Raw genomic sequence first — 19,846 nt, 5'->3', positions numbered from 1 at the left:
TTGAAGCCGCAGCGGTGTTGGCTACGTTCGTTCACCCCAATCACATAGTTTGCCTATGCTCATGGGGACTCACTCACTGCCGCCTACCTGCAACTCCAAGTTGTTTGGGTATAGCTAGCAAAGAGAGACGTGAAACTTTTCATTACACTTGTTTATTGCTTGCTATGGTTGGTGTTACAGTTCTGCTCTTCGAAATAGCGAATGGAGAAAATGATGGCAGGCGCGAGCTTACTTACCCTTCTTGATGATATTGCAACCGTGCTCGATGATGTGGCGTTGATGTCAAAAATGGCCGCAAAAAAAACGGCAGGCGTATTGGGGGATGACTTGGCGCTCAATGCTCAGCAGGTGTCTGGTGTTGCCGCTGAACGAGAGATCCCAGTGGTATGGGCAGTGGCTAAAGGCTCATTTCGCAACAAATTAATTTTGGTTCCCGCCGCCTTGCTGATGAGCTCATTAGCCCCTTGGCTGATAATGCCGCTCTTGTTAGTCGGTGGACTTTTTCTCTGCTTTGAAGGGGCAGAAAAAATCTTAGAAAAAGTGTTTCATACCAGTCATCACAGCACCGCTGACGCGGATGAGCGCATGCTCACTGACGTATCGATTGATGACTATGAAAAACGTAAAGTCGCTGGGGCGATTCGGACCGATTTTATTTTATCGGCCGAGATCATCGTGATTGCGTTGGGGACAGTGCAAGGCCATGGCATGGTGACACAAATTTTGGTGGTGAGTTTGATTGCAGTGGTCATGACCATCGGCGTTTATGGTTTGGTGGCAGGCATTGTGAAATTGGACGATTTAGGTTTCTACCTAGAGCGCACTTCAGATGGCGCAGGGCTGCGTGCTCGCTTTGGTAAAAGGTTGATCAGTTTCGCGCCTAAGCTCATGAAAGCATTAACTGTAGTGGGTACCGCCGCGATGTTTTTAGTGGGCGGTGGCATTGTGGTGCACAACGTCCCTTTTATTCACCACGTGCTTGAACCTGTGATTGCAGCCGTTGCTGAACTCTCTTTATTAGCAGTAGTGATGCCAACCTTGCTTAATGGTTTCGTTGGTTTACTCGCCGGGCTGGCTGTGGTTACAGTGTGGGGGATGGTGAGTAAATTGAAACCGTCCCATTAATTTTTTTTATGGTGATGATAATCATATTGAATGGTGATTTGCCCGCAGACGAATAGACTAGCGCTTTTCGTTTTTGGCAGTTCCCATTATGCAGTGTGCGTTTTTTGATCAACAGCTGTGCCGTTCTTGTACTCATTGCGCGGTTTCTTATTCAGAGCAGGTGAAGCGCAAAGATTTGGCACTAAAAGCGCTGTTTTCAACGCAGATGCCACAGCAGTGGCTAGAACCTGTCATAAGTGAAGAGACGGGGTTTCGTAACAAAGCGAAAATGGTGGCTCTTGGCACGGCTCATGCACCGATTTTGGGTGTTGAATCCATGGTTGATGGGCTATCAACGCCCGTGTCGTTAGTACAATGTGCTCTCTACCCACAAGAGACACAAGCGCTATTAACTTATCTACAAGATTGGATCCGTAGCTCGGGCATTCCTCCCTATAATAAAGCGAAGAAGAAAGGCGAACTCAAATACATATTGCTCACACGCAGCGAATATTCAGGTGAGTTTATGCTGCGTTTTGTACTGAGAAGCCGCGAAGCTTTAGGCCGAGTTGAGCAAAACCTCGCGCGGCTTCAGGCGCAGTTTCCAACCATTCGCGTCGCCTCAGTTAACCTTCAACCCATCCACATGGCGCGCCTAGAAGGTGAAGAAGAGATTTTTTTAACCGAGCGTGAGTATTTGATTGAGCAGTTTAATCAGGTGCCTATGGTTATCCGCCCGAAAAGTTTTTTCCAAACCAACCCGCATGTAGCGAAGCAGTTGTACGCGGCGGCGAGTGATTGGGTGAGAGAGATAAACCCAAGTCACATGTGGGATCTGTTTTGTGGCGTGGGCGGTTTTGCCCTACATTGTGCCAGCTCAACCACGGCAGTCACAGGCATTGAAATTGAACCAGAAGCGATTGCCAGTGCTAAACGCTCTGCCAAGACGATGGGCATTACCAATTTAGACTTTGCTGCGCTGGATTCTGCCCAATTCTCACAAGCTCAATCAACCGCGCCTGAGCTAGTGCTAGTCAACCCACCGCGTCGTGGTTTAGGGATTGAATTAGTTGAGCGATTGGTGGCTTTATCACCCAAACACATCATTTACTCAAGCTGTAACCCGCAAACGCTAATCACTGATATGCAAGGTATGGTGGGCTACTTACCCAAAAAACTGCAATGGTTTGATATGTTTCCACATACCGATCATAGCGAAGTGATGGTGCTGTTAGAGCGTCAGCCTAAGCCGAGATAAGCGCTGTGTGGTGCAAAAATGATAAAGAGAGGGAAGCCGCGGCTTCCCTTTTTGATGCATTAATGGGCTATTTTACTGCCCACGTGACAGTTTCACCGGCGCGGATCGGCACCACAATATCTGAGCCAAATGGCATACTTTCAGCAACTGGCCACTCTTCTTTGACCAAAGTAACGGTGTCGTTATTACGGGGTAGGCCGTAAAAATCAGGGCCATTGTGACTGGCAAACGCTTCAAGGTTGCCAATTTTCCCAACTTGCTCAAACACCTCTGCGTATAACTCCAAGGCTGCGTGCGCTGTGTACGATCCAGCGCAGCCGCAAGCGGCTTCTTTTTTGCCTTTGGCATGAGGCGCAGAATCAGTACCCAAGAAAAATTTCTTATTGCCCGATGTCGCTGCCTGAATCAGCGCAAGCTGGTGGGTGTTGCGCTTAAGGATTGGCAAACAGTAAAAATGAGGGCGAATACCACCAGCGAGCATGTGATTGCGGTTATAAAGTAGATGGTGCGCCGTGATCGTTGCCGCTACATTCTGGTTCGCATTTTTTACAAACTCGGCAGCATCGGCGGTGGTGATGTGTTCTAACACTATTTTCAGATTTGGGAAATCATTAACAATAGGAGCAAGCACTGTATCGAGGAAGGCTTTTTCTCGGTCAAAAATATCCACATCGTGAGCGGTTACTTCGCCATGAATCAGCAGCAGCATGCCAACGTCTTGCATCGCTTCCAATACAGGGTAAATATTTTGAGCGCAGGTTACGCCAGAATCTGAATTGGTGGTCGCCCCAGCCGGATAAAGTTTGGCTGCCACGACAGCGCCAGAAGCTTTGGCTTTGCGGATCTCATCAGGTGTCGTGTTATCGGTGAGATAAAGCGCCATGAGTGGCTTGAAAGAATCACGTGGTTTTTGCGCCATGATGCGCTGTTGGTACGCTAATGCTAATTCTGTGGTGGTGATCGGCGGGACCGTATTGGGCATGATCAGTGCGCGGCCGTTGTAGCGACTGATGTCTCGTACTGTATCGGCCAACACATCACCATCACGTAAGTGAACATGCCAGTCGTCTGGACGAGTAATTGTTAATGTTTTCATTGGTTGCTCCCACCGGAAAATAAATTGATTGGAGCTTAAACGGGCTTCGCTTTTAATGTGCGCGCAATCGCTTACGTTTAAGCGACAGGATGATAGAGGAAACAGGGGTGAATTTCATCCTTTTATTTTCCATAGGGTTAGCCAGCTTTGGCGATTTCCATTATCATCGCGTTATAAAAATACCTTCAAAAAAGCATAAGGATAGGCCATGTCGTCAGCTCAACTTTCACAAATTAACGTTTACCCAGTCAAATCGATAGGTGGTATCGCGCAGTCCACCGCTTGGGTTGAAAAACAGGGGCTGGCTTTTGATCGGCGCTTTATGATCGCGTTAGCTGATGGTTCAATGGTCACTGCACGTAAGTATCCAAATATGGTTAAGGTGAATTCAATACTGGTTGCGAATGGTTTGATCTTCACGGCGGTGAACCAATCTCCGTTAAAACTGCGTTATGCAGATTTCAAAATGCAACCTTCTCCAGCGCAAGTGTGGGACGATAACTTTACCGCTTACACCACAACCGATGAAGCGGATGATTGGTTTAGCCAAGTGTTAGGCCAGCGTGTTGAGTTGCTGTTTACCGGAGATCAATCAAACCGAATGCGTGAAAAAGTGGGTCACAATATCAGTTTTGCTGATGGCTATCCAGTGCTGGTCATCAGCCAAGCTTCACTTGATGAACTCAATCGCCGCAGCCCTGAAGTGCACAGCATGGATCAATTTCGTACCAATCTAGTGGTACGAACCGATGAGCCTTTCGCTGAAGACAGCTGGAAGCGGATCCGAATTGGTGAGGTAGAATTTGAAGCGGTAAAACCTTGCGAACGCTGTATTCTTACTACTGTTGATGTGAATAAAGGGGCTTTTCGTCCAACCAAAGAGCCGCTAAGAACCTTGTCACAATTTCGCGCTAACGAAAGAGGTGGGGTGTTTTTTGGGCAAAATCTAGTCGCAAAAAATGAGGGGATGATTCTCGTTGGCGACAGCGTTGAGGTGCTTGAGTACAAAGAGAAAGAGTTTTATCGAGATTTGGGCATGAGTCACCATGTGATGACCTGTGTTGAGCGTGAAGCGATTGCGCGTGATTTTGTCACGTTCTGGCTAGAGCCGAAAAAGGGTGAAATGCCAAATTATCAACCTGGGCAGCATCTACCAATCGAGGTTGTGATCGATGGCGAGAACGTGGCGCGCCGCTACACTTTGTCATCTAGCCCATCGCGTCCGGGTCGGTTAGCGATTTCAGTCAAACGTATTGATGGCGGTAGAGTTTCTAACTGGTTGCTTGATCACTTGCAGGTAGGAAGTACATTGACCACGCAATCACCGGATGGCTCGTTTCATCTGTCGACTCAGCACCAACAACCGTTGTTACTGTTGTCGGCTGGAAGTGGCGTGACGCCTATGTTATCGATGTTGCGCTATCTTGCCGATAATCAACAAATTCAAGATGTGGTCTTTTATCATCAATGTCGCAGCGTTGAGGATATTCCTTGCCGTGTTGAACTTGAAGCGCTTAAGCAGCGGCATCCGGGGTTGAAAGTCTTCATTTCGCTTACTCAAGCTCCCATCGATTGGTTGGGGCTGAAAGGTCGGCTCTCTTTATCCCATCTTAAGCAAATCCAACATGTGACTGCTCGCCAAGTGTTTGTGTGTGGGCCTGATGGTTTTATGCAGAAAGCAAAAAGCTTATTGTTGAAAAAAGGGCTTGCGGAAGAATCTTACCACCAAGAAGCATTTGGTGTGGCGCACACCGTCGCAGCTGAGCTGAAAACGTTACAACTGAGCGTCAATGGCCATGTATTTGAGGGTAATAACCAAACGACCTTATTAGATCAAGCCGAAGCCGCTGGCCTTGCGATTGCCAACAGTTGCCGAGCAGGGTTCTGTGGTGCGTGCAAGGTGACTGTGCAGTCGGGCAAAGTGCATCAACCTGACGTGCCAGCACTGCCTGAACATGAGCGTCATCTTGGTTTCGCTTTAGCGTGTTGTTGTATTCCTGAAACCGATATTGAGGTTGTAAACTAGTTTTCGCCTCACGCTGTTGCACTACAGTGACTTTGTCCAATAAAAATGCCTCTTGGGTCAGTGTTGACCGCAAGAGGCGTGACGTTGCTAGTGATTTTTATTCGAAACCGTTTCAGTCTCTTCAAAGTTACTCTCTTAAAGCTAGTTGGCAAAGTGCAGAAATACCAATTATTCGTTTTTATATAGTTAAATTAGTTTAAATTTGTGATGAAAATTCCATATTTTTTTTGTTTATTTTCCATCCAATCTTGCCTGTGTTTGATGTTTTTTTAGAATAACTGTCGAATAAATGAGCGCTTGAACGTTTGCGTAAAAATATGTGATGAAACTCTCATTTTGTTCGCTATACTTTCCGCCCGGTTATGAGCCGGTGCTCAACCCATACAAGCCGTCACACGGAAATGTGAATGACCCCAAGGACTGGACCAGCTAAGTTCCTCTGCTTGTATAAGGTGATCTTAGATGAACAATATGTTCGCATACCCCTCTTTTTGTCACGCTTTTGTTGTACAAAAGGACAATGATTCCTCCTTTGCCAAGTTTTTTGGTTCTACCCTTATTTCCAAATTTCAAACTAGGTAAATACAATGAATATTCTTTTTGGCCTCGTCGGCATTTTAGCGCTGATCGCTTGCGCCTACCTGCTCTCTGAAAATCGATCTTTCATCAATTGGAAAACCGTATCACGTGCTTTATTGCTGCAAGTTGGTTTTGCCGCGCTGGTGCTCTACTTCCCATGGGGACAAAGCGCACTAGCCAGCATCAGCGGCGGTGTGTCGAGTTTGCTGGGTTTCGCCGATGCAGGAATCCGCTTTCTATTCGGTGATTTAGCCGATTCCGGATTTATTTTTGCTGTTCGTGTTCTGCCTATCATTATTTTCTTCAGCGCTCTTATCTCTGCCCTTTATTACCTTGGTATCATGCAAAAAGTCATCGAGTTTATCGGTGGTGGTATTCAAAAATTTTTAGGTACGAGCAAAGCAGAATCTCTGGTTGCTACGGGTAACATTTTCCTTTCACAAGGCGAATCACCACTGCTTGTGCGTCCCTTTTTGTCGCGCATGACACGTTCAGAACTGTTTGCCGTCATGGCCGGAGGCATGGCCTCTGTCGCAGGTAGCGTGTTGGGTGGCTATGCCGGTCTAGGTGTTGAGCTTAAATACCTTATTGCAGCCAGTTTTATGGCGGCCCCGGGCAGTTTGATGATGGCAAAAATCATCGTACCAGAGCGCGATGTTCCACTTGATCAAACCAATATTGAGATGGATAAAGCGCAAGAAAGTAATGTGATTGACGCACTGGCGAGCGGGGCGATGAATGGCATGAAAGTGGCGGTGGCCGTCGGTACAATGCTGGTTGCATTTGTGAGCGTGATTGCGATGGTTAACACTGGGCTTGAAAGTTTCGGTGAGTTATTGGGTTTGAACGGCATTACCTTACAACTGCTGTTCGGTTATCTATTTTCACCACTGGCTTGGTTGATTGGTGTGCCAAGCCATGAAGTCTTGATGGCGGGCTCTTACATTGGGCAAAAAGTGGTGATGAACGAATTTGTGGCTTTCATTGATTTTGTTGACCACAAAGCGCTGTTGTCGGAACACACCCAAGTTATTATTACTTTTGCTCTGTGCGGCTTTGCCAATATTGGTTCTATCGCGATCCAATTAGGCTCTATCGGGGTTATCGCTCCTGAACGCCGTGCAGAAGTCGCGAATTTAGGTATTAAAGCGGTGATTGCAGGTACGCTAGCTAACTTAATGAGTGCATGTCTAGCGGGCATTTTCATTCTGCTTTAAACGCCCTGTTTGCTTATCTTAATGCTCACTACGGTGGGCATTTTTGATCCCTTTTTTGAATGAATTGACACCTCAGTAATTGCTGAAAAGCTGATTTATAGCAAATTCCGTTTCTGATGAGCGCGTAGTATAGCTTGCAATTAACTGCGTATCCCAACATAGGCGATACGTTGACATGCTAACTTATTGAGTGCTTGCTATGGAAAATCTTGTTGAACGCTTTTTGCGTTATGTCTCTTTTGATACTCAATCTCACCCTGCCAGCCGCCGTTGCCCGAGTTCAGTAGGGCAAATGACGTTTGCCCATACACTGCATGAAGAATTAATCGCATTAGGCTTAACCGATGCTACGGTTGATGAACACGGCTATGTTATGGCGAAGTTGCAATCGAATGTTGATTACCCTGTTCCTGCGATTGGTTTTATTGCACATATGGATACCGCGCCAGATGCGTCAGGCAAACACGTTAAGCCGCAAATTGTGGAGAATTATCAAGGCGGAGACATTGCTTTAGGTAAAGGGGATGAGGTGCTGTCACCTATTCAATACCCGGATTTGCATCAACTGCATGGGTACAATCTGATCACGACTGACGGCACTACACTGCTTGGTGCCGATAATAAGGCAGGCATCGCTGAAATTATGACGGCCATTGAGAGGTTAATTGCTGACCCAAGCATCGCACATGGTGATATTTGTATCGGTTTCACTCCCGATGAAGAGATCGGCCGTGGCGCGGATTTATTTGATGTGGAGAAGTTTGGCGCACAGTGGGCTTATACCATTGATGGTGGCCCGGTGGGCGAATTGGAGTATGAAAACTTCAATGCGGCGAGCGCCGATGTCATTTGCTATGGCGTGAATGTTCACCCGGGGACCGCGAAAGATAAAATGGTGAATGCCATCAACATCGCCGCACAATTTCAGCTTATGATGCCAGCCGATCAAACCCCAGAGACCACGCAGGGCTATCAAGGCTTTTACCATTTAAAATCCGCAGAGATGAGTGTGGCTCGCTCAACCTTGGGTTACATTATTAGAGACTTTGAACGAGAAGGCTTGGAAGCTCGTAAAGTGTTTATGCAGCAGCAAGTGGACCAGTTAAATGCCCGTCTTGAGAAAGGACGAGTTGAGTTGGTCGTGACGGACAGCTATTTCAATATGAAAGAGATGGTCGAGCCTCATCCACAAGTCATTGAACTGGCTAAACAAGCCATGATTGCTTGTGATGTTGAACCGCTGATCAAACCTATTCGAGGTGGTACGGATGGTGCGAGGCTCTCATTCATGGGCCTGCCATGCCCTAATATTTTCACTGGCGGTTATAATTTTCATGGTATTCATGAGTTCATTACCATTGAAGGGATGGAACAAGCGGTAAACGTGATTGTAAAACTGGCTGAAAAGACAGCGTTGGCGAATCAACACTGATAACAAATTTTTCCTTTCGCCAATCTCAAAGGGAGTTTCTCTTCCAAAGCTATGACAGGGCGCATAATAATTGCGCCTTATGCCGACGTTAACTATTCACTCAGTTACAATACCTTTCTAAAATTTCTAACACGATCTCAATCTGCTGCTCTCTAGTGGCTTAGATGTGTTGCTGCTCATTATGCATAAAAATAAAAGAAGGGGATTGATATGGAGAAAGTGGTCGCGGTGTGGGACTTTCTTATCACTCATAAATTGGTGTTTAGTATTTTAATCATGACGTTGATTATTTTGACGCGGCGAGTTGTGCTTTCTCAAATTCGTGGCGATGTCGCACTGATTACCGAAAAGCAGCGTAAATGGATGTCACGCACCAAGAATGGCACCTTTGCCTTTACTTTGGTCATCCTCTTCGTATTGTGGCAATCGGAGATCAACGAATTTGCACTGTCAGTGACTGCGATAGCGGTCGCCATTGTAGTCGCATCAAAAGAGATCATCTTGTGTTTTACGGGTTCAATTCAGCGAGCGAGCTCTCGCTCATTTCGTATCGGGGATTGGATTGAAGTCGGAAAACTGAGCGGTGAAGTGATCGAACACAACTTGATGGCAACCGTGATCCAAGAAATCGACTTGAATCATGGTCAATACCACTACACTGGAAAAACTGCGACCTTGCCAAACAGTATGTTCTTCTCGTTTCCGGTAAAAAACCTTAATTTTATGAAGCGTTATGTGTTTCATAACTTTTCGATAGTAGTGCCTGAATTTGTAAATTTGTATCCTTTATTACCGATTATGCATGAAAAGATTGAGAGCCACTTTGCCCACTTTATTGATGTTGCAAGGCGCTATAACAGCATGATTGAAAAACATGCGGGTGTAGATTTGCCCAGTGCTGAGCCGCACATTCAGATCAGCAGCGCAGCCGCAGGAGAACAGATCGTGCATTTCATGATTTTTTGCCCAACAGAGCGGGCCAACCATTTAGAGCAACTGATCCGCCAAGACTTTATGCAAGCATATGAAAACGCATTTCCACGTGCTTTAGTTGCAACAGAAGTGCTGCCGAGTGAAGTGGGTAGCTAACTGCCGAATAATGAGCGCTCACACAGTATGGTGAGCGTCTTACCTGCAATTACTGTTTGGGTGAGAAAAGATATATTAGTGATGAAAGTGAGATTAACGCTCAATTGCGTGTGTTTTTTTCACCGAAATCCCTAAGCGTTTTGAAAGCCGAGTGAGATTCGCGCGATCCACTTGCAATAATCTTCCCGCTTTTGCCCAATTAAAATCGGATTGGGTCAATGCTTCACTGATCAATTTACGCTGATATTCATCCGTTGCTTCTCGCAGCCCACGTTGCCACACCTTCGCTGTGACCTCTTTGTCGCTCAACGTACTTTGCGTGTTAACCAGGGGTAGGCTGAAATCTAACTCACCTATGTCGTAGCTGTTGACGGTGATCAACGCTTGTAAGCCTTGTCTGGCTCGTGCTTTCAGCGCTGCGCGGTTGATCACGTGTTCTAATTCGCGAACATTACCGGGCCATGAGTAGTTGAGTAACCCAGCCAGTGCGTTGGGATCGATTTTGAGCTGTGTGATACCGAGCTTGCGACGCGCTTGCTCTAAAAAATAACCTGCCAACAAGGTAACGTCACCATTTCGCTCTCTTAGCGGAGGGATATGAACAGGGTATACGCTGAGTCGATGGTAAAGATCGGCTCGGAATCTTCCCGCTTCCACCTCTTGCTTTAAATCTCGATTTGTCGCTGCCAATATCCGTACATCAATAGTTTGGACATGATCTTGTCCTACGGGCTGAATTTCATTGTTCTGCAATGCACGTAAAATCTTGCTTTGGGCAGCCAGTGGCAGTTCACCGATTTCATCGAGAAATAAGGTTCCACCGTCGGCTAATGCAAACTTGCCTAAGCGATGCCGTTCTGCTCCAGTAAAGGCTCCTTTGACATGCCCAAATAGTTCACTTTCGACCAAGTTTTCTGGAATTGCGGCGCAGTTGACATAAATAAGGGGTTGGCGTTTACGCGCTGATAGTTGGTGCAGTGTTCGTGCGACCAGCTCTTTACCGACACCCGTTTCACCATGGATTAAAATGTTGAAATTAGAAGGGGCGACCACTTCCAAATCGGCTTTCATGGCCAGCATCGACGTACTTGAACCGATGATCTCTCCACCTTCTCTGTCCCATGCTTCTTCATTCAGCTCTTCTAAGCGTTGCTGTGATTGTTTGGCTTGTGCTTCAAGTTGAGAAAAGGTCAGTGCCATTTTCAAGGTAGAGGCCGCGATTGCCGACAACGCTTCTAGGCTGCGTTTGGGAATATGCTCAAACATGTTGGGATTAAGGCTATCAAGCGTCAAGATACCGAGTAGTTTGTCACCAAACAAAAGGGGCAGGCCCATACAAGAGTGCATGGGAAGGTCGCCATCATGATCCATTAATAAACCATCGAAAGGATCGGGTAGTGATGAATTCGCATCGAAAATAACCGGCCCATCAGCGTGGCAAATCTCACGAAAGCGGGGATGTTCATCAATTAAAAAGCGTCGGCCTAAGGTATCGCGAGTCAAGCCTTGCATCGCAAGGGGGATTAACAAATCACCTTGGCGTGAAAGCAGCATCACACAGTCGCATTGAATGGTTTTACGAATCGCATCAAGCAGGCGATTGAATCTATCTTGATCGTTCAAACCACTTGCGAGTCCTATGGTCATTTCAATCAAGGTAGAGATGGAAAAATCTTGCATGGTAAGCACTCAGGTGATGTTTTTGGATATTGTAGTGTCATAATGACATTTTTTGAAGTGTTATTTTGACCTGATCATTTAATGATTTTTTATTTTTTATTTAAAAATCAATAGATTAATGTTGGTATGCTTTGTGCTATACAAGCTTCAGTATCAGAGCGAATCTAATTCGCCATTTATAAAATCTGAGGAGAAAGCTCAATATGCTCAATAATCAACACATCGCCATTGTCAAAAGTACCATTCCTTTACTTGAATCTGCCGGGCCAGCGCTTACGGCTCATTTCTATCAGAGAATGTTTACTCACAATCCTGAGCTAAAAGATATTTTTAATATGACCCATCAACATACTGGCCGTCAGGGCGTTGCACTGTTTGAGGCGATTGCCGCGTATGCGAAAAATATTGAAAATCTCGCCGCATTAACCAGTGCAGTGGAACGTATTGCCCAAAAGCACACCAGCTTTAACATTCAGCCAGAGCACTATCAAATCGTCGGTCATCACCTTATTGAAACGTTGCGAGAGCTTGCTGCCGATGCCTTTACTCCTGACGTTGAAGCAGCATGGACGGCGGCTTATCTCTTTTTAGCGCAAGTCTTTATTGATAGAGAAGGGGAGTTGTATTTACAGCGTAAGCAGGCGATCGGTGGTTGGGAGAATGCGCGTGAGTTTGTGTTGCAAGATAAAGTGAAAGAGTCTGAATTCGTCACTAGCTTTATCTTTGAGCCTGCTGATGGTAAAGCGGTATTAGATTATCAGGTAGGTCAGTATATTGGGGTTGAACTTAAGCCGGAAGGTGCGCCATACAGTGAAATTCGTCAATATTCCTTGTCACAAAAACCTAATGGAAAAAACTACCGCATTTCTGTGAAGCGTGAAGGCGTGGATACTGAACATCCTGGGACAGTCTCTAACTATTTACATGATTATGTTGAAAAAGGCAGTCGAGTGAAACTTTATGCGCCAGCGGGTGATTTTTTCTATGTTGAGAAGCTCGCTCCCGTTGTACTTATCTCTGCAGGTATCGGGGCAACACCAATGCAAGCCATACTTCAACAGCTTGCGTCAGTAGGAAAAAAAGAGGTGACGTATCTGCATGCTTGCAACAATTTATCACAACACTCCTTTATTGATGAAACCGCGACATTAATGGCGGTGCATCCATCATGGCAGCAAGTGGTCTGGTATCTGGAAAGTGAGCAAACACCAGCCAAGCAAGGTTCTATGATCTTGCATGAAGTTTGCGAGCAACTGCCGCTAACACAGGGGGATTTTTATATCTGTGGCCCCGTTGGTTTTATGCAGTTCATTGTTGAACAGCTTGAATTGCTTGGCGTAGCAAGAGAGCGTATCCATTACGAAGTCTTTGGTCCACACGCCTATTTATAAAGTATAAAGCGCTATCTCAATCTAGGCTCTTTTAAGGGCCTATACCCTTCCCATTTAAAGCTGCAGCGGTGTTGGTTACGTTCGCTTACCCCAATCACATAGTTCATCTATGCTCATGGGGATGAGCTCACTTGCCGTCTACCTGCAACTTCAAGTTGTTTGGGTATAGATACTGAAAAGTGAGCTGGGAATTAATGCTCACTTTTTATTTGTAGTGCTTGCCAAGTAATTTCATCGGAATGGCTATCGCTATCAATAAAGATAGAAGACCCACTAATCATCACTGAAATATCCATACCTCGGTTCAAGGAAGTAGAGAGTTTTTCAATCGCTGCAGCATCAAAGCGAAATAGATCGACATTGAGGTGAGAGAACTTTCCCTTGTTCTGCTCCCACCAAACCTGTGATTTCGTGTTAAAGCTGTAGACTTTCACCTGTTGTGCAAGCCGTGTGGCTTTTTTAATGCGATCAGCATCGGGTTCTCCGACTTCAATCCAGAGCTGAATTTGGTCATCTAATGATTTTAGCCAGAGATCAGGTTCTTCAATGGAAGAAAGTCCTCTAGTGAATGTTAGCTCGGGTGAAGCATTAAGACAAAACGCCAAAATGCGCGCCATCATTCGTTCGTTGCTTTCTGAAGGATGTTGAGCAATGGTGAGATTTAAAGAGTCATAATGATCGCGATTAGTATCCGTCAGCGCAATACGGAACTTATAGATTGTCGGTTTAAGAGCCATTGGAAGAATGCCAAGAGGTAAAAACGAAAATAGCCAGCAAATTGCTGGCTATTAGAATACTTAGTAAAAAATTATACTAGGCGGATGTTTTCAGCTTGAGGGCCTTTTTGACCTTGAGCTACTTCAAACTCTACCTTTTGACCTTCAGCAAGAGTGCGGAAACCGTCACCTTTAATTTGGCTGAAGTGTGCGAATACGTCTGGACCGTTTTCTTGTTGAATGAAACCGAAACCTTTAGTTTCGTTGAACCATTTTACTGTACCAGTAACTGTGTTAGCCATTTTTATACCCAAAATCAAAAAAAATTTTACAGCCGAATACGGCGCGGATAGCGTGGAAAAGTAGATTGCTATTGCGTACGACACGACGGGGGAGTTACAAGTAATCCAACGAGACGTATGTGTATACAAAGAACTGCTTTCTAGCTAGTGCAAAGTCTAGTTCAAACTTTTATCTTGTCAATCATAACTCGATAAAACTCGAAAAACTTTCTTAAAATTGTTAGGTTTTATGCTCTATGTTGCATTTTCTTATGATGAGGCTTGAAATTAACATTACTATTCTATTACCCATTGACATAGTTGAAGTTTTAGCCAGAGTTAGTGGTCAGATGAGTTCGATGGTTGAAGCCGTTTATTACTGGCCAGCGTTCATTGAGTGAGGAGAAGGGTTAGGTTTACTTTCCTATTTAATGGCTCTCTTTTTGGGCTGAATGACTCTCCTCAAAACTGAGGAAATTTTTCCCTATCAAATAGCATCTTCAAGTTGTTTTGGCGACAACTCGGAACGTTGCGCTGTACACATCACAAATTTGCACTTTCAATGAAATATTTACTCGGTTAAATAATTGTTACAATTAGTTCCATTTTGAAGTGTTTTTTTGGGTAATGCCATGTCCCATCTAATTTTCGGGTTTTCTGTTGTTAACCACTGATTAACAATTGTTTTATTCTAAGCCAATAAGGAAAAATTGCTTGTTTTTTGAACTTGAAATTCTTATTTAATGGAGGAAAATGTATGTAAACTGAGTTTTCGAAAATGAATGGATACTTTCTCATAAAAAGAGAGGTTTACAACATGAAACTAATACTGATTTTAATGGCGTCTGTCTCGGCGGGTGTGGCCTCTGCTGATCACTTTCATTCATTTTTGCTTGGGCTTTACATCTCGTCACTCGCAGTAGGCAGTTGTTACTGGTTTGCGTTTCGAAGTACTAAAGTGCCGGAGTTTGCCCTTTTTCTTCTCATCTGTGGGCTTCTTGCTAAATTGACAGTGACCATTATCGGTGTTGCGTGGGGGATATCGGCGCAATTGATCACATCGCCTTTTATCTTTGCTTTGTCGTATCTCTTCTTCTCTATTGTCGTGACATACATCTGGTTCAGTTATCGAGATAAATTAACATCTGCAATCTCTAAAACAACGGCGCATCACGCGTAGCGCACTTAATACATAGCGTCTTTATGCGTAACTTACGCGTAAGATAGTTAATGTGATAGTGAACTAAATTATTTCTGTTAATGCAAAAGGGCTTCCTCACTGGGCCCTTTTGGTGCTTTTGCACTTTAGACTTTTGTCCAAGAGTGGCACTCATCTTTTCGATATACACTGTTGGCAATGATTATTTATCTCCTGAACAAGGAAGTACTATGGGCATCGGATTATTTTGGGCAGAGAAAGTTATCTTAATACTGGGCATCATTTTTATTCTGACGAGTATTGTGCGGTATGGTAAACGTAGCCATGACTGGAAAGGTGTCATCACGATGTTTTATCGTCGCATTCCCATGTCAATTGAGGAATATAAGTGGTACCGCTTGGGAGTGGCATTCATTGTTACCGCTATTGTGTTGCGGATTGCTGTACTGACCTTCTGGCCCTCACTATGAGGTTGAAATGAGCGAACATTGCTGTTTGCTAACCGATGTTTCGCTTGAGTGTGTAGCCTTTCATAATCCCTAAAACTTTTTAATTAATTTTTTGCGCAACTCGCATCTACGCGAGGTTTAGGTATACACTCTATTTATCGAATTAATAAATAGAAGGTGATTACATGTCTTTCCCCGTACTCATCTGTGATGACTCTGCACTGGCTCGGAAGCAGATGGCTCGTTCACTTCCCGCCTCGCTAAACGCCGATATTACTTTCGCAGTTCATGGTTTAGATGGCATTAAAAATCTTGAAGAGCATGATTTTAAATTAATGTTCCTCGATTTAACTATGCCTGAACTGGACGGCTACGGAACGCTAGAAGAGATGCAACGCAGAGGGATGACAACACCTGTTGTTGTTGTTTCTGGTGATATACAGCCGAAAGCGAAAGAGCGAGTATTGGCGTTAGGGGCGCGTGCTTTTATTCAAAAGCCGATTGATAAGGACGTGTTAAATAGCGTACTACGAGAGTTAGTCGAACCGCCAACACAGCCTCGTATCGTTACGCCTATCTCTGTTGAACTACCTATCTTAAAACGTCGTGACATCTATATGGAAGTTGCGAACGTTTCGATTGGTCGAGCGGCAGATGCTCTGGCGCGACACTTTGATGTATTTGTTCATTTACCGCTACCAAACGTCAATATTTTTGAAGTGAGTGAGCTACATATGGCACTTCGTGACTTGGCGGAAAATGATCAAGTTTCTGGTGTATGTCAAGGCTTTAGCGGTGAAGGCATTGCAGGTGAAGCACTAGTGCTTTTGAGTGATTCCAGTGTTTCTGACCTGAAAAAATTAATGAAAGTGCCAGCAGACAGTGAAGAGCTTGAAGAATTAGAACTGTTAATGGATGTATCAAACATATTAGTTGGTTCCTTTCTGAATGGATTAGGCGAGCAATCGGAGGTGCGTTTTTTTCAAAGCTCTCCAGTATTGCTTGGGCAACACATCTCCATTGACTCTGTGATCAATTCAACCGCTGGATCATTTAAAAAAACGATGACGTTTGAAGTGAGCTACAACATTGATCAAACAACGATCCGCTGTGACTTGCTCTTTATGTTTGTCGATGAGTCTCTTCCGTTGCTAGACAATAAATTATCGTACTTGATGGAGGATTTTTAACGATGAATCTCCCTGCAGAATTTGAACAGTTCCACTGGATGGTGGATATGGTGCAGAATGTCGATATGGGGCTTGTCGTGATTAATCGTGACTATGAAGTACAAGTCTGGAATGGATTCATGACACACCACAGTGGTATTCAAGGGCACGATGCGATTGGTAAAACCATTTTTGAACTGTTTCCTGAAATCCCCCAAGAGTGGTTTAAGCTCAAAACTAAACCTGTGTATGACTTAGGCTGTCGTAGTTTTATTACTTGGCAGCAGCGCCCATATCTCTTCAAATGTCGTAATGTTCGCCCTGTCACTCAGCAAGCCGATTATATGTACCAAAGCATTACTTTAAACCCGATGCGAACCACGACGGGTAAAATTAACTCATTGTTTTTATCAATACAGGATGCCACATCTGAAGCGTTAGCCTCTTTACAAATACGTTGATAGAATCAGGATGTTAATGATTTCGAAGCCTCCTTTTGGTGTTTCATCAAGGAGGCTTCATGTTAGTGATGGGTTCAATTAATCAAGCGTTACAAGCTCATTCCCGCAACGTTGATTGTTTGCAAAGGCATGAATGTTATCCAAAGTTGTCTGAGCGATATTGTGTAGCGCATCTTCAGTCAAAAAGGCTTGATGTCCCGTAAATAGTACATTGTGGCAAGCCGATAGGCGTCTGAATACATCATCGACAATCACATCATTCGACTTATCTTGGAAGAAAAGATCCTTTTCATTGTCGTAAACATCTAAACCAAGAGCGCCGATACGACCTTGTTTCAGTGCTTCAATTGCTGCAACTGAATCGAGTAATTCACCTCGGCTGGTGTTTACAATCATCACGCCATCTTTCATTTGGGAAAATGCGTGGCTGTTGAGTAAATGGTAGTTCTCTGGCGACATTGGGCAGTGAAGCGTAATCACATCACTTTGTTGGTAGATTTCCTCAAGGCTGCAGTAAGTTGCACCGAGTTCAATCGCCAGAGGGTTCTGATAAGGGTCGAAGCACAGTACCTTCATTCCCAACCCTTTCAAAATACGCATTGTGGCAATACCAATTTTTCCTGTGCCAACAACTCCCGCGGTTTTACCGAAGAAGTTAAACCCGACCAACCCCTCTAATGAGAAGTTAGCGTCTCGGGTACGCTGATATGCCTTGTGAAAGCGGCGGTTCAAACACATCATCATTCCTACTGTGTGCTCTGCCACCGATTCTGGTGAATATGCGGGCACTCTCACCACTTGAATACCCAGCTCTTTTGCGGCATCGAGATCGACTTTATCAAACCCTGCGCAGCGCATTGCGATAAGCCTCGTACCATTTTCATATAATTGGCTTAGTACAGGGCGGCTTAAGTCATCATTTACAAAAGCGCACACCACACGGCATCCTTGGGCCATTTTGGCTGTGGCTGGGGTGAGTCGAAAATCGTGAAAGTGTAACGAGAAGAGTGTCTCATCATTAATTTTCGAAAAAGAGCTCGCGTCGTAAGATTTTGCGCTAAAAAATGCAATGTTGATCATATTATCTTCCTAATCAGACTTATAGTTTTCACCTATAAATACGCTTAATGTCACAGAAAATAAACCACAAAATAACTATGTCTTTGGGATGGTAGGAGTTGCGGGGTGATGTCACTAAAATCGAAAACGGACGGATTAATGATAAACATTCACCACAATCTGTAAAAGTCGCCGATAGAAATGTCTGAGTCACTTCTTTTATGAGTGTGATTTTCATCACATTTTCGGCGCAATACTGAACGAGGTAACGTTTGCTTATTGTATGAAAGATTTTGCTAAAATGATGGGTTTTTTAATAACGTATTGAAAAATAAAAATTTACACGATGAGTATTTGAGAGAGATAAACTTGAGAAGTGTCGGATATGAAAGTTTCGAGATAGTACCACAAAAAAAATGCAAATATCAGACTTGCCGATAAGAAATCCGGGCCTATAATGCTGAAAACCGGAGCGTCTGCCAACGCTCCGGTTTTTTTGTGTCCAAAATGTACTGACGTCTGCCAACGAAGGTACTACGCACTCTGCAAAAGAGACACAAATGGTCAATTAATCAAGGAATTACATAATGCGTATCGAACAAGAACTTAAGTTAGGTTTTAAAGATGTCCTGTTTCGCCCTAAGCGTTCAACACTAAAAAGCCGTTCTCAAGTAAATTTAACCCGCGATTTTACATTCAAGCATAGTGGGCGTCAATGGTCCGGCGTGCCTGTTATTGCGGCGAATATGGACTCGGTAGGCAGTTTTGCTATGGCAAAATCACTTGCTGAACATGAGGTAATGACAGCGGTTCATAAACATTACTCAGTAGCTGATTGGGCTGAGTTTGTTAAAAACGCCGATGCATCAACACTTAAGCATGTGATGGTTTCAACTGGCACATCTGATGCTGATTTTCAAAAAACCAAAGATATCATGGCGCTTAGTGACGATCTGATTTTCATTTGTGTTGATATTGCTAACGGCTACTCTGAGCACTTGGTCGATTACGTACAACGCGTGCGTGCGCAATTTCCAGATAAAGTGATCTCAGCTGGTAATGTTGTCACCGGAGACATGTGCGAAGAGCTCATTCTAGCGGGTGCGGATATCGTAAAAGTTGGTATCGGCCCGGGCTCGGTTTGTACCACTCGCGTGAAAACAGGTGTTGGTTATCCTCAGCTTTCAGCCATTATTGAATGTGCCGATGCGGCGCATGGATTAGGCGGGTGTATCATTGGTGATGGTGGCTGCACATGCGCAGGTGACGTTTCTAAAGCCTTTGGTGGTGGCGCTGATTTTGTCATGCTTGGTGGCATGCTAGCAGGCCATGAAGAGTCTGGCGGCGAAGTGTTTGAAAAAGAGGGCGTGAGCTACATGAAGTTCTACGGCATGTCGTCACAGTCTGCAATGGCGAAGCACTCTGGCGGCGTTGCAAAATACCGCGCAGCGGAAGGCAAAACTGTATTGCTACCTTTCCGTGGCAGCGTTCACGACACCATCTCTGATATTCTTGGTGGTGTGCGTTCAACTTGTACTTATGTCGGTGCAGCTAAGTTAAAAGAGCTCACAAAGCGCACCACATTTATCCGTGTTCAAGAGCAAGAAAATAACGTGTTTGGCCGCGAGTAAACTGAGAAATTTGGTTGTATCGACATGTTTCAACATCAATAATTAATCT

General features: G+C 44.6%; 17 protein-coding genes. 12 read left to right on the top strand and 5 right to left on the bottom strand.

Features of this window, described 5'->3' with window-relative positions:
• Window positions 1-213 precede the first annotated feature (213 nt).
• Both PL85_RS10160 and rlmC read left to right on the top strand, forming a co-directional pair.
• Window positions 214-1,125 carry a DUF808 domain-containing protein gene (locus PL85_RS10160; protein WP_115340304.1) on the top strand — a complete coding sequence of 304 codons (912 nt, stop codon included), beginning with the start codon at window positions 214-216 and terminating at the stop codon, window positions 1,123-1,125.
• An 88-nt stretch (window positions 1,126-1,213) separates the two neighbouring features.
• Window positions 1,214-2,362: a 23S rRNA (uracil(747)-C(5))-methyltransferase RlmC gene (rlmC, locus tag PL85_RS10155; RefSeq protein WP_174223884.1), complete on the top strand. Its 1,149-nt coding sequence runs from the start codon at window positions 1,214-1,216 to the stop codon at window positions 2,360-2,362.
• A 67-nt stretch (window positions 2,363-2,429) separates the two neighbouring features.
• Here the strand turns inward: rlmC and pyrC are convergent, their stop codons facing one another.
• On the bottom strand, window positions 2,430-3,458 hold the full coding sequence (pyrC, locus tag PL85_RS10150; RefSeq protein WP_115340302.1) for a dihydroorotase: 1,029 nt from the start codon (window positions 3,456-3,458) through the stop codon (window positions 2,430-2,432).
• A 208-nt stretch (window positions 3,459-3,666) separates the two neighbouring features.
• Here pyrC and PL85_RS10145 point away from each other — a divergent pair, with 208 nt between their 5' ends.
• The 4 genes from PL85_RS10145 to PL85_RS10130 all read left to right on the top strand — a co-directional run bounded on the left by PL85_RS10145 (window position 3,667) and on the right by PL85_RS10130 (window position 9,801).
• Entirely contained in the window at window positions 3,667-5,484 is a 1,818-nt protein-coding gene (locus PL85_RS10145; RefSeq protein ID WP_115340301.1) for a hybrid-cluster NAD(P)-dependent oxidoreductase, read from the top strand.
• Between the two features lie 587 nt (window positions 5,485-6,071).
• Entirely contained in the window at window positions 6,072-7,280 is a 1,209-nt protein-coding gene (locus PL85_RS10140; RefSeq protein ID WP_013868046.1) for a NupC/NupG family nucleoside CNT transporter, read from the top strand.
• Between the two features lie 199 nt (window positions 7,281-7,479).
• On the top strand, window positions 7,480-8,712 hold the full coding sequence (gene pepT, locus PL85_RS10135; RefSeq protein ID WP_094151512.1) for a peptidase T: 1,233 nt from the start codon (window positions 7,480-7,482) through the stop codon (window positions 8,710-8,712).
• Window positions 8,713-8,922: 210 nt separating this feature from the next.
• Window positions 8,923-9,801 (top strand): mechanosensitive ion channel family protein, encoded by an 879-nt coding sequence (locus PL85_RS10130; RefSeq protein WP_017047149.1) that lies wholly within the window; start codon window positions 8,923-8,925, stop codon window positions 9,799-9,801.
• Window positions 9,802-9,894: 93 nt separating this feature from the next.
• Here the strand turns inward: PL85_RS10130 and norR are convergent, their stop codons facing one another.
• Window positions 9,895-11,481: a nitric oxide reductase transcriptional regulator NorR gene (gene norR, locus PL85_RS10125; RefSeq protein WP_174223883.1), complete on the bottom strand. Its 1,587-nt coding sequence runs from the start codon at window positions 11,479-11,481 to the stop codon at window positions 9,895-9,897.
• 203 nt (window positions 11,482-11,684) lie between these two features.
• Between norR and hmpA the strand changes: the two genes are divergently transcribed.
• Complete coding sequence (gene hmpA, locus PL85_RS10120) at window positions 11,685-12,872, top strand: NO-inducible flavohemoprotein (RefSeq protein ID WP_115340299.1); 1,188 nt, start codon at window positions 11,685-11,687, stop codon at window positions 12,870-12,872.
• A 191-nt stretch (window positions 12,873-13,063) separates the two neighbouring features.
• Here the strand turns inward: hmpA and PL85_RS10115 are convergent, their stop codons facing one another.
• Complete coding sequence (locus PL85_RS10115) at window positions 13,064-13,609, bottom strand: YaeQ family protein (RefSeq protein WP_088733503.1); 546 nt, start codon at window positions 13,607-13,609, stop codon at window positions 13,064-13,066.
• Window positions 13,610-13,680: 71 nt separating this feature from the next.
• The gene (locus PL85_RS10110; protein WP_010318975.1) at window positions 13,681-13,890 is read right to left on the bottom strand and encodes a cold-shock protein; all 210 of its coding nucleotides are present in this window, start codon (window positions 13,888-13,890) and stop codon (window positions 13,681-13,683) included.
• Between the two features lie 796 nt (window positions 13,891-14,686).
• On the opposite strand from PL85_RS10110, the gene PL85_RS10105 reads away from it, so the two are divergent.
• The 4 genes from PL85_RS10105 to PL85_RS10090 all read left to right on the top strand — a co-directional run bounded on the left by PL85_RS10105 (window position 14,687) and on the right by PL85_RS10090 (window position 17,107).
• On the top strand, window positions 14,687-15,049 hold the full coding sequence (locus tag PL85_RS10105; RefSeq protein WP_026029065.1) for a hypothetical protein: 363 nt from the start codon (window positions 14,687-14,689) through the stop codon (window positions 15,047-15,049).
• 209 nt (window positions 15,050-15,258) lie between these two features.
• Window positions 15,259-15,498: a hypothetical protein gene (locus PL85_RS10100; protein WP_017046015.1), complete on the top strand. Its 240-nt coding sequence runs from the start codon at window positions 15,259-15,261 to the stop codon at window positions 15,496-15,498.
• Window positions 15,499-15,662: 164 nt separating this feature from the next.
• Window positions 15,663-16,667 (top strand): response regulator, encoded by a 1,005-nt coding sequence (locus PL85_RS10095; protein WP_019281663.1) that lies wholly within the window; start codon window positions 15,663-15,665, stop codon window positions 16,665-16,667.
• A 2-nt stretch (window positions 16,668-16,669) separates the two neighbouring features.
• Window positions 16,670-17,107: a PAS domain-containing protein gene (locus PL85_RS10090; protein WP_115340298.1), complete on the top strand. Its 438-nt coding sequence runs from the start codon at window positions 16,670-16,672 to the stop codon at window positions 17,105-17,107.
• 78 nt (window positions 17,108-17,185) lie between these two features.
• On the opposite strand, the gene PL85_RS10085 is transcribed toward PL85_RS10090, so the two are convergent.
• Complete coding sequence (locus tag PL85_RS10085) at window positions 17,186-18,187, bottom strand: 2-hydroxyacid dehydrogenase (RefSeq protein ID WP_115340297.1); 1,002 nt, start codon at window positions 18,185-18,187, stop codon at window positions 17,186-17,188.
• Between the two features lie 566 nt (window positions 18,188-18,753).
• On the opposite strand from PL85_RS10085, the gene PL85_RS10080 reads away from it, so the two are divergent.
• Window positions 18,754-19,797, top strand: coding sequence for a GMP reductase (locus PL85_RS10080; RefSeq protein ID WP_019281666.1), 1,044 nt, complete (start codon window positions 18,754-18,756; stop codon window positions 19,795-19,797).
• Window positions 19,798-19,846: the final 49 nt, after the last annotated feature.

The sequence above is a fragment of the Vibrio anguillarum genome (genome assembly GCF_001989995.2).
Classification (GTDB): Bacteria; Pseudomonadota; Gammaproteobacteria; order Enterobacterales; family Vibrionaceae; genus Vibrio; species Vibrio anguillarum.
Note: the sequence above shows the minus strand (reverse complement) of the source record. Positions and strands in the feature narration are given on the sequence as shown.

Bases quoted from the DNA above. Each gene is read 5' to 3' on its own strand.
- hmpA (WP_115340299.1), top strand. From the start codon at position 11,685: ATGCTCAATAATCAACACATCGCCATTGTCAAAAGTACCATTCCTTTA.
- pyrC (WP_115340302.1), bottom strand. From the start codon at position 3,458: ATGAAAACATTAACAATTACTCGTCCAGACGACTGGCATGTTCACTTA.
- pepT (WP_094151512.1), top strand. From the start codon at position 7,480: ATGGAAAATCTTGTTGAACGCTTTTTGCGTTATGTCTCTTTTGATACT.
- PL85_RS10085 (WP_115340297.1), bottom strand. From the start codon at position 18,187: ATGATCAACATTGCATTTTTTAGCGCAAAATCTTACGACGCGAGCTCT.
- PL85_RS10080 (WP_019281666.1), top strand. From the start codon at position 18,754: ATGCGTATCGAACAAGAACTTAAGTTAGGTTTTAAAGATGTCCTGTTT.
- PL85_RS10105 (WP_026029065.1), top strand. From the start codon at position 14,687: ATGAAACTAATACTGATTTTAATGGCGTCTGTCTCGGCGGGTGTGGCC.
- PL85_RS10140 (WP_013868046.1), top strand. From the start codon at position 6,072: ATGAATATTCTTTTTGGCCTCGTCGGCATTTTAGCGCTGATCGCTTGC.
- PL85_RS10090 (WP_115340298.1), top strand. From the start codon at position 16,670: ATGAATCTCCCTGCAGAATTTGAACAGTTCCACTGGATGGTGGATATG.
- PL85_RS10095 (WP_019281663.1), top strand. From the start codon at position 15,663: ATGTCTTTCCCCGTACTCATCTGTGATGACTCTGCACTGGCTCGGAAG.
- rlmC (WP_174223884.1), top strand. From the start codon at position 1,214: ATGCAGTGTGCGTTTTTTGATCAACAGCTGTGCCGTTCTTGTACTCAT.
- norR (WP_174223883.1), bottom strand. From the start codon at position 11,481: ATGCAAGATTTTTCCATCTCTACCTTGATTGAAATGACCATAGGACTC.
- PL85_RS10100 (WP_017046015.1), top strand. From the start codon at position 15,259: ATGGGCATCGGATTATTTTGGGCAGAGAAAGTTATCTTAATACTGGGC.
- PL85_RS10115 (WP_088733503.1), bottom strand. From the start codon at position 13,609: ATGGCTCTTAAACCGACAATCTATAAGTTCCGTATTGCGCTGACGGAT.
- PL85_RS10160 (WP_115340304.1), top strand. From the start codon at position 214: ATGGCAGGCGCGAGCTTACTTACCCTTCTTGATGATATTGCAACCGTG.
- PL85_RS10145 (WP_115340301.1), top strand. From the start codon at position 3,667: ATGTCGTCAGCTCAACTTTCACAAATTAACGTTTACCCAGTCAAATCG.
- PL85_RS10110 (WP_010318975.1), bottom strand. From the start codon at position 13,890: ATGGCTAACACAGTTACTGGTACAGTAAAATGGTTCAACGAAACTAAA.
- PL85_RS10130 (WP_017047149.1), top strand. From the start codon at position 8,923: ATGGAGAAAGTGGTCGCGGTGTGGGACTTTCTTATCACTCATAAATTG.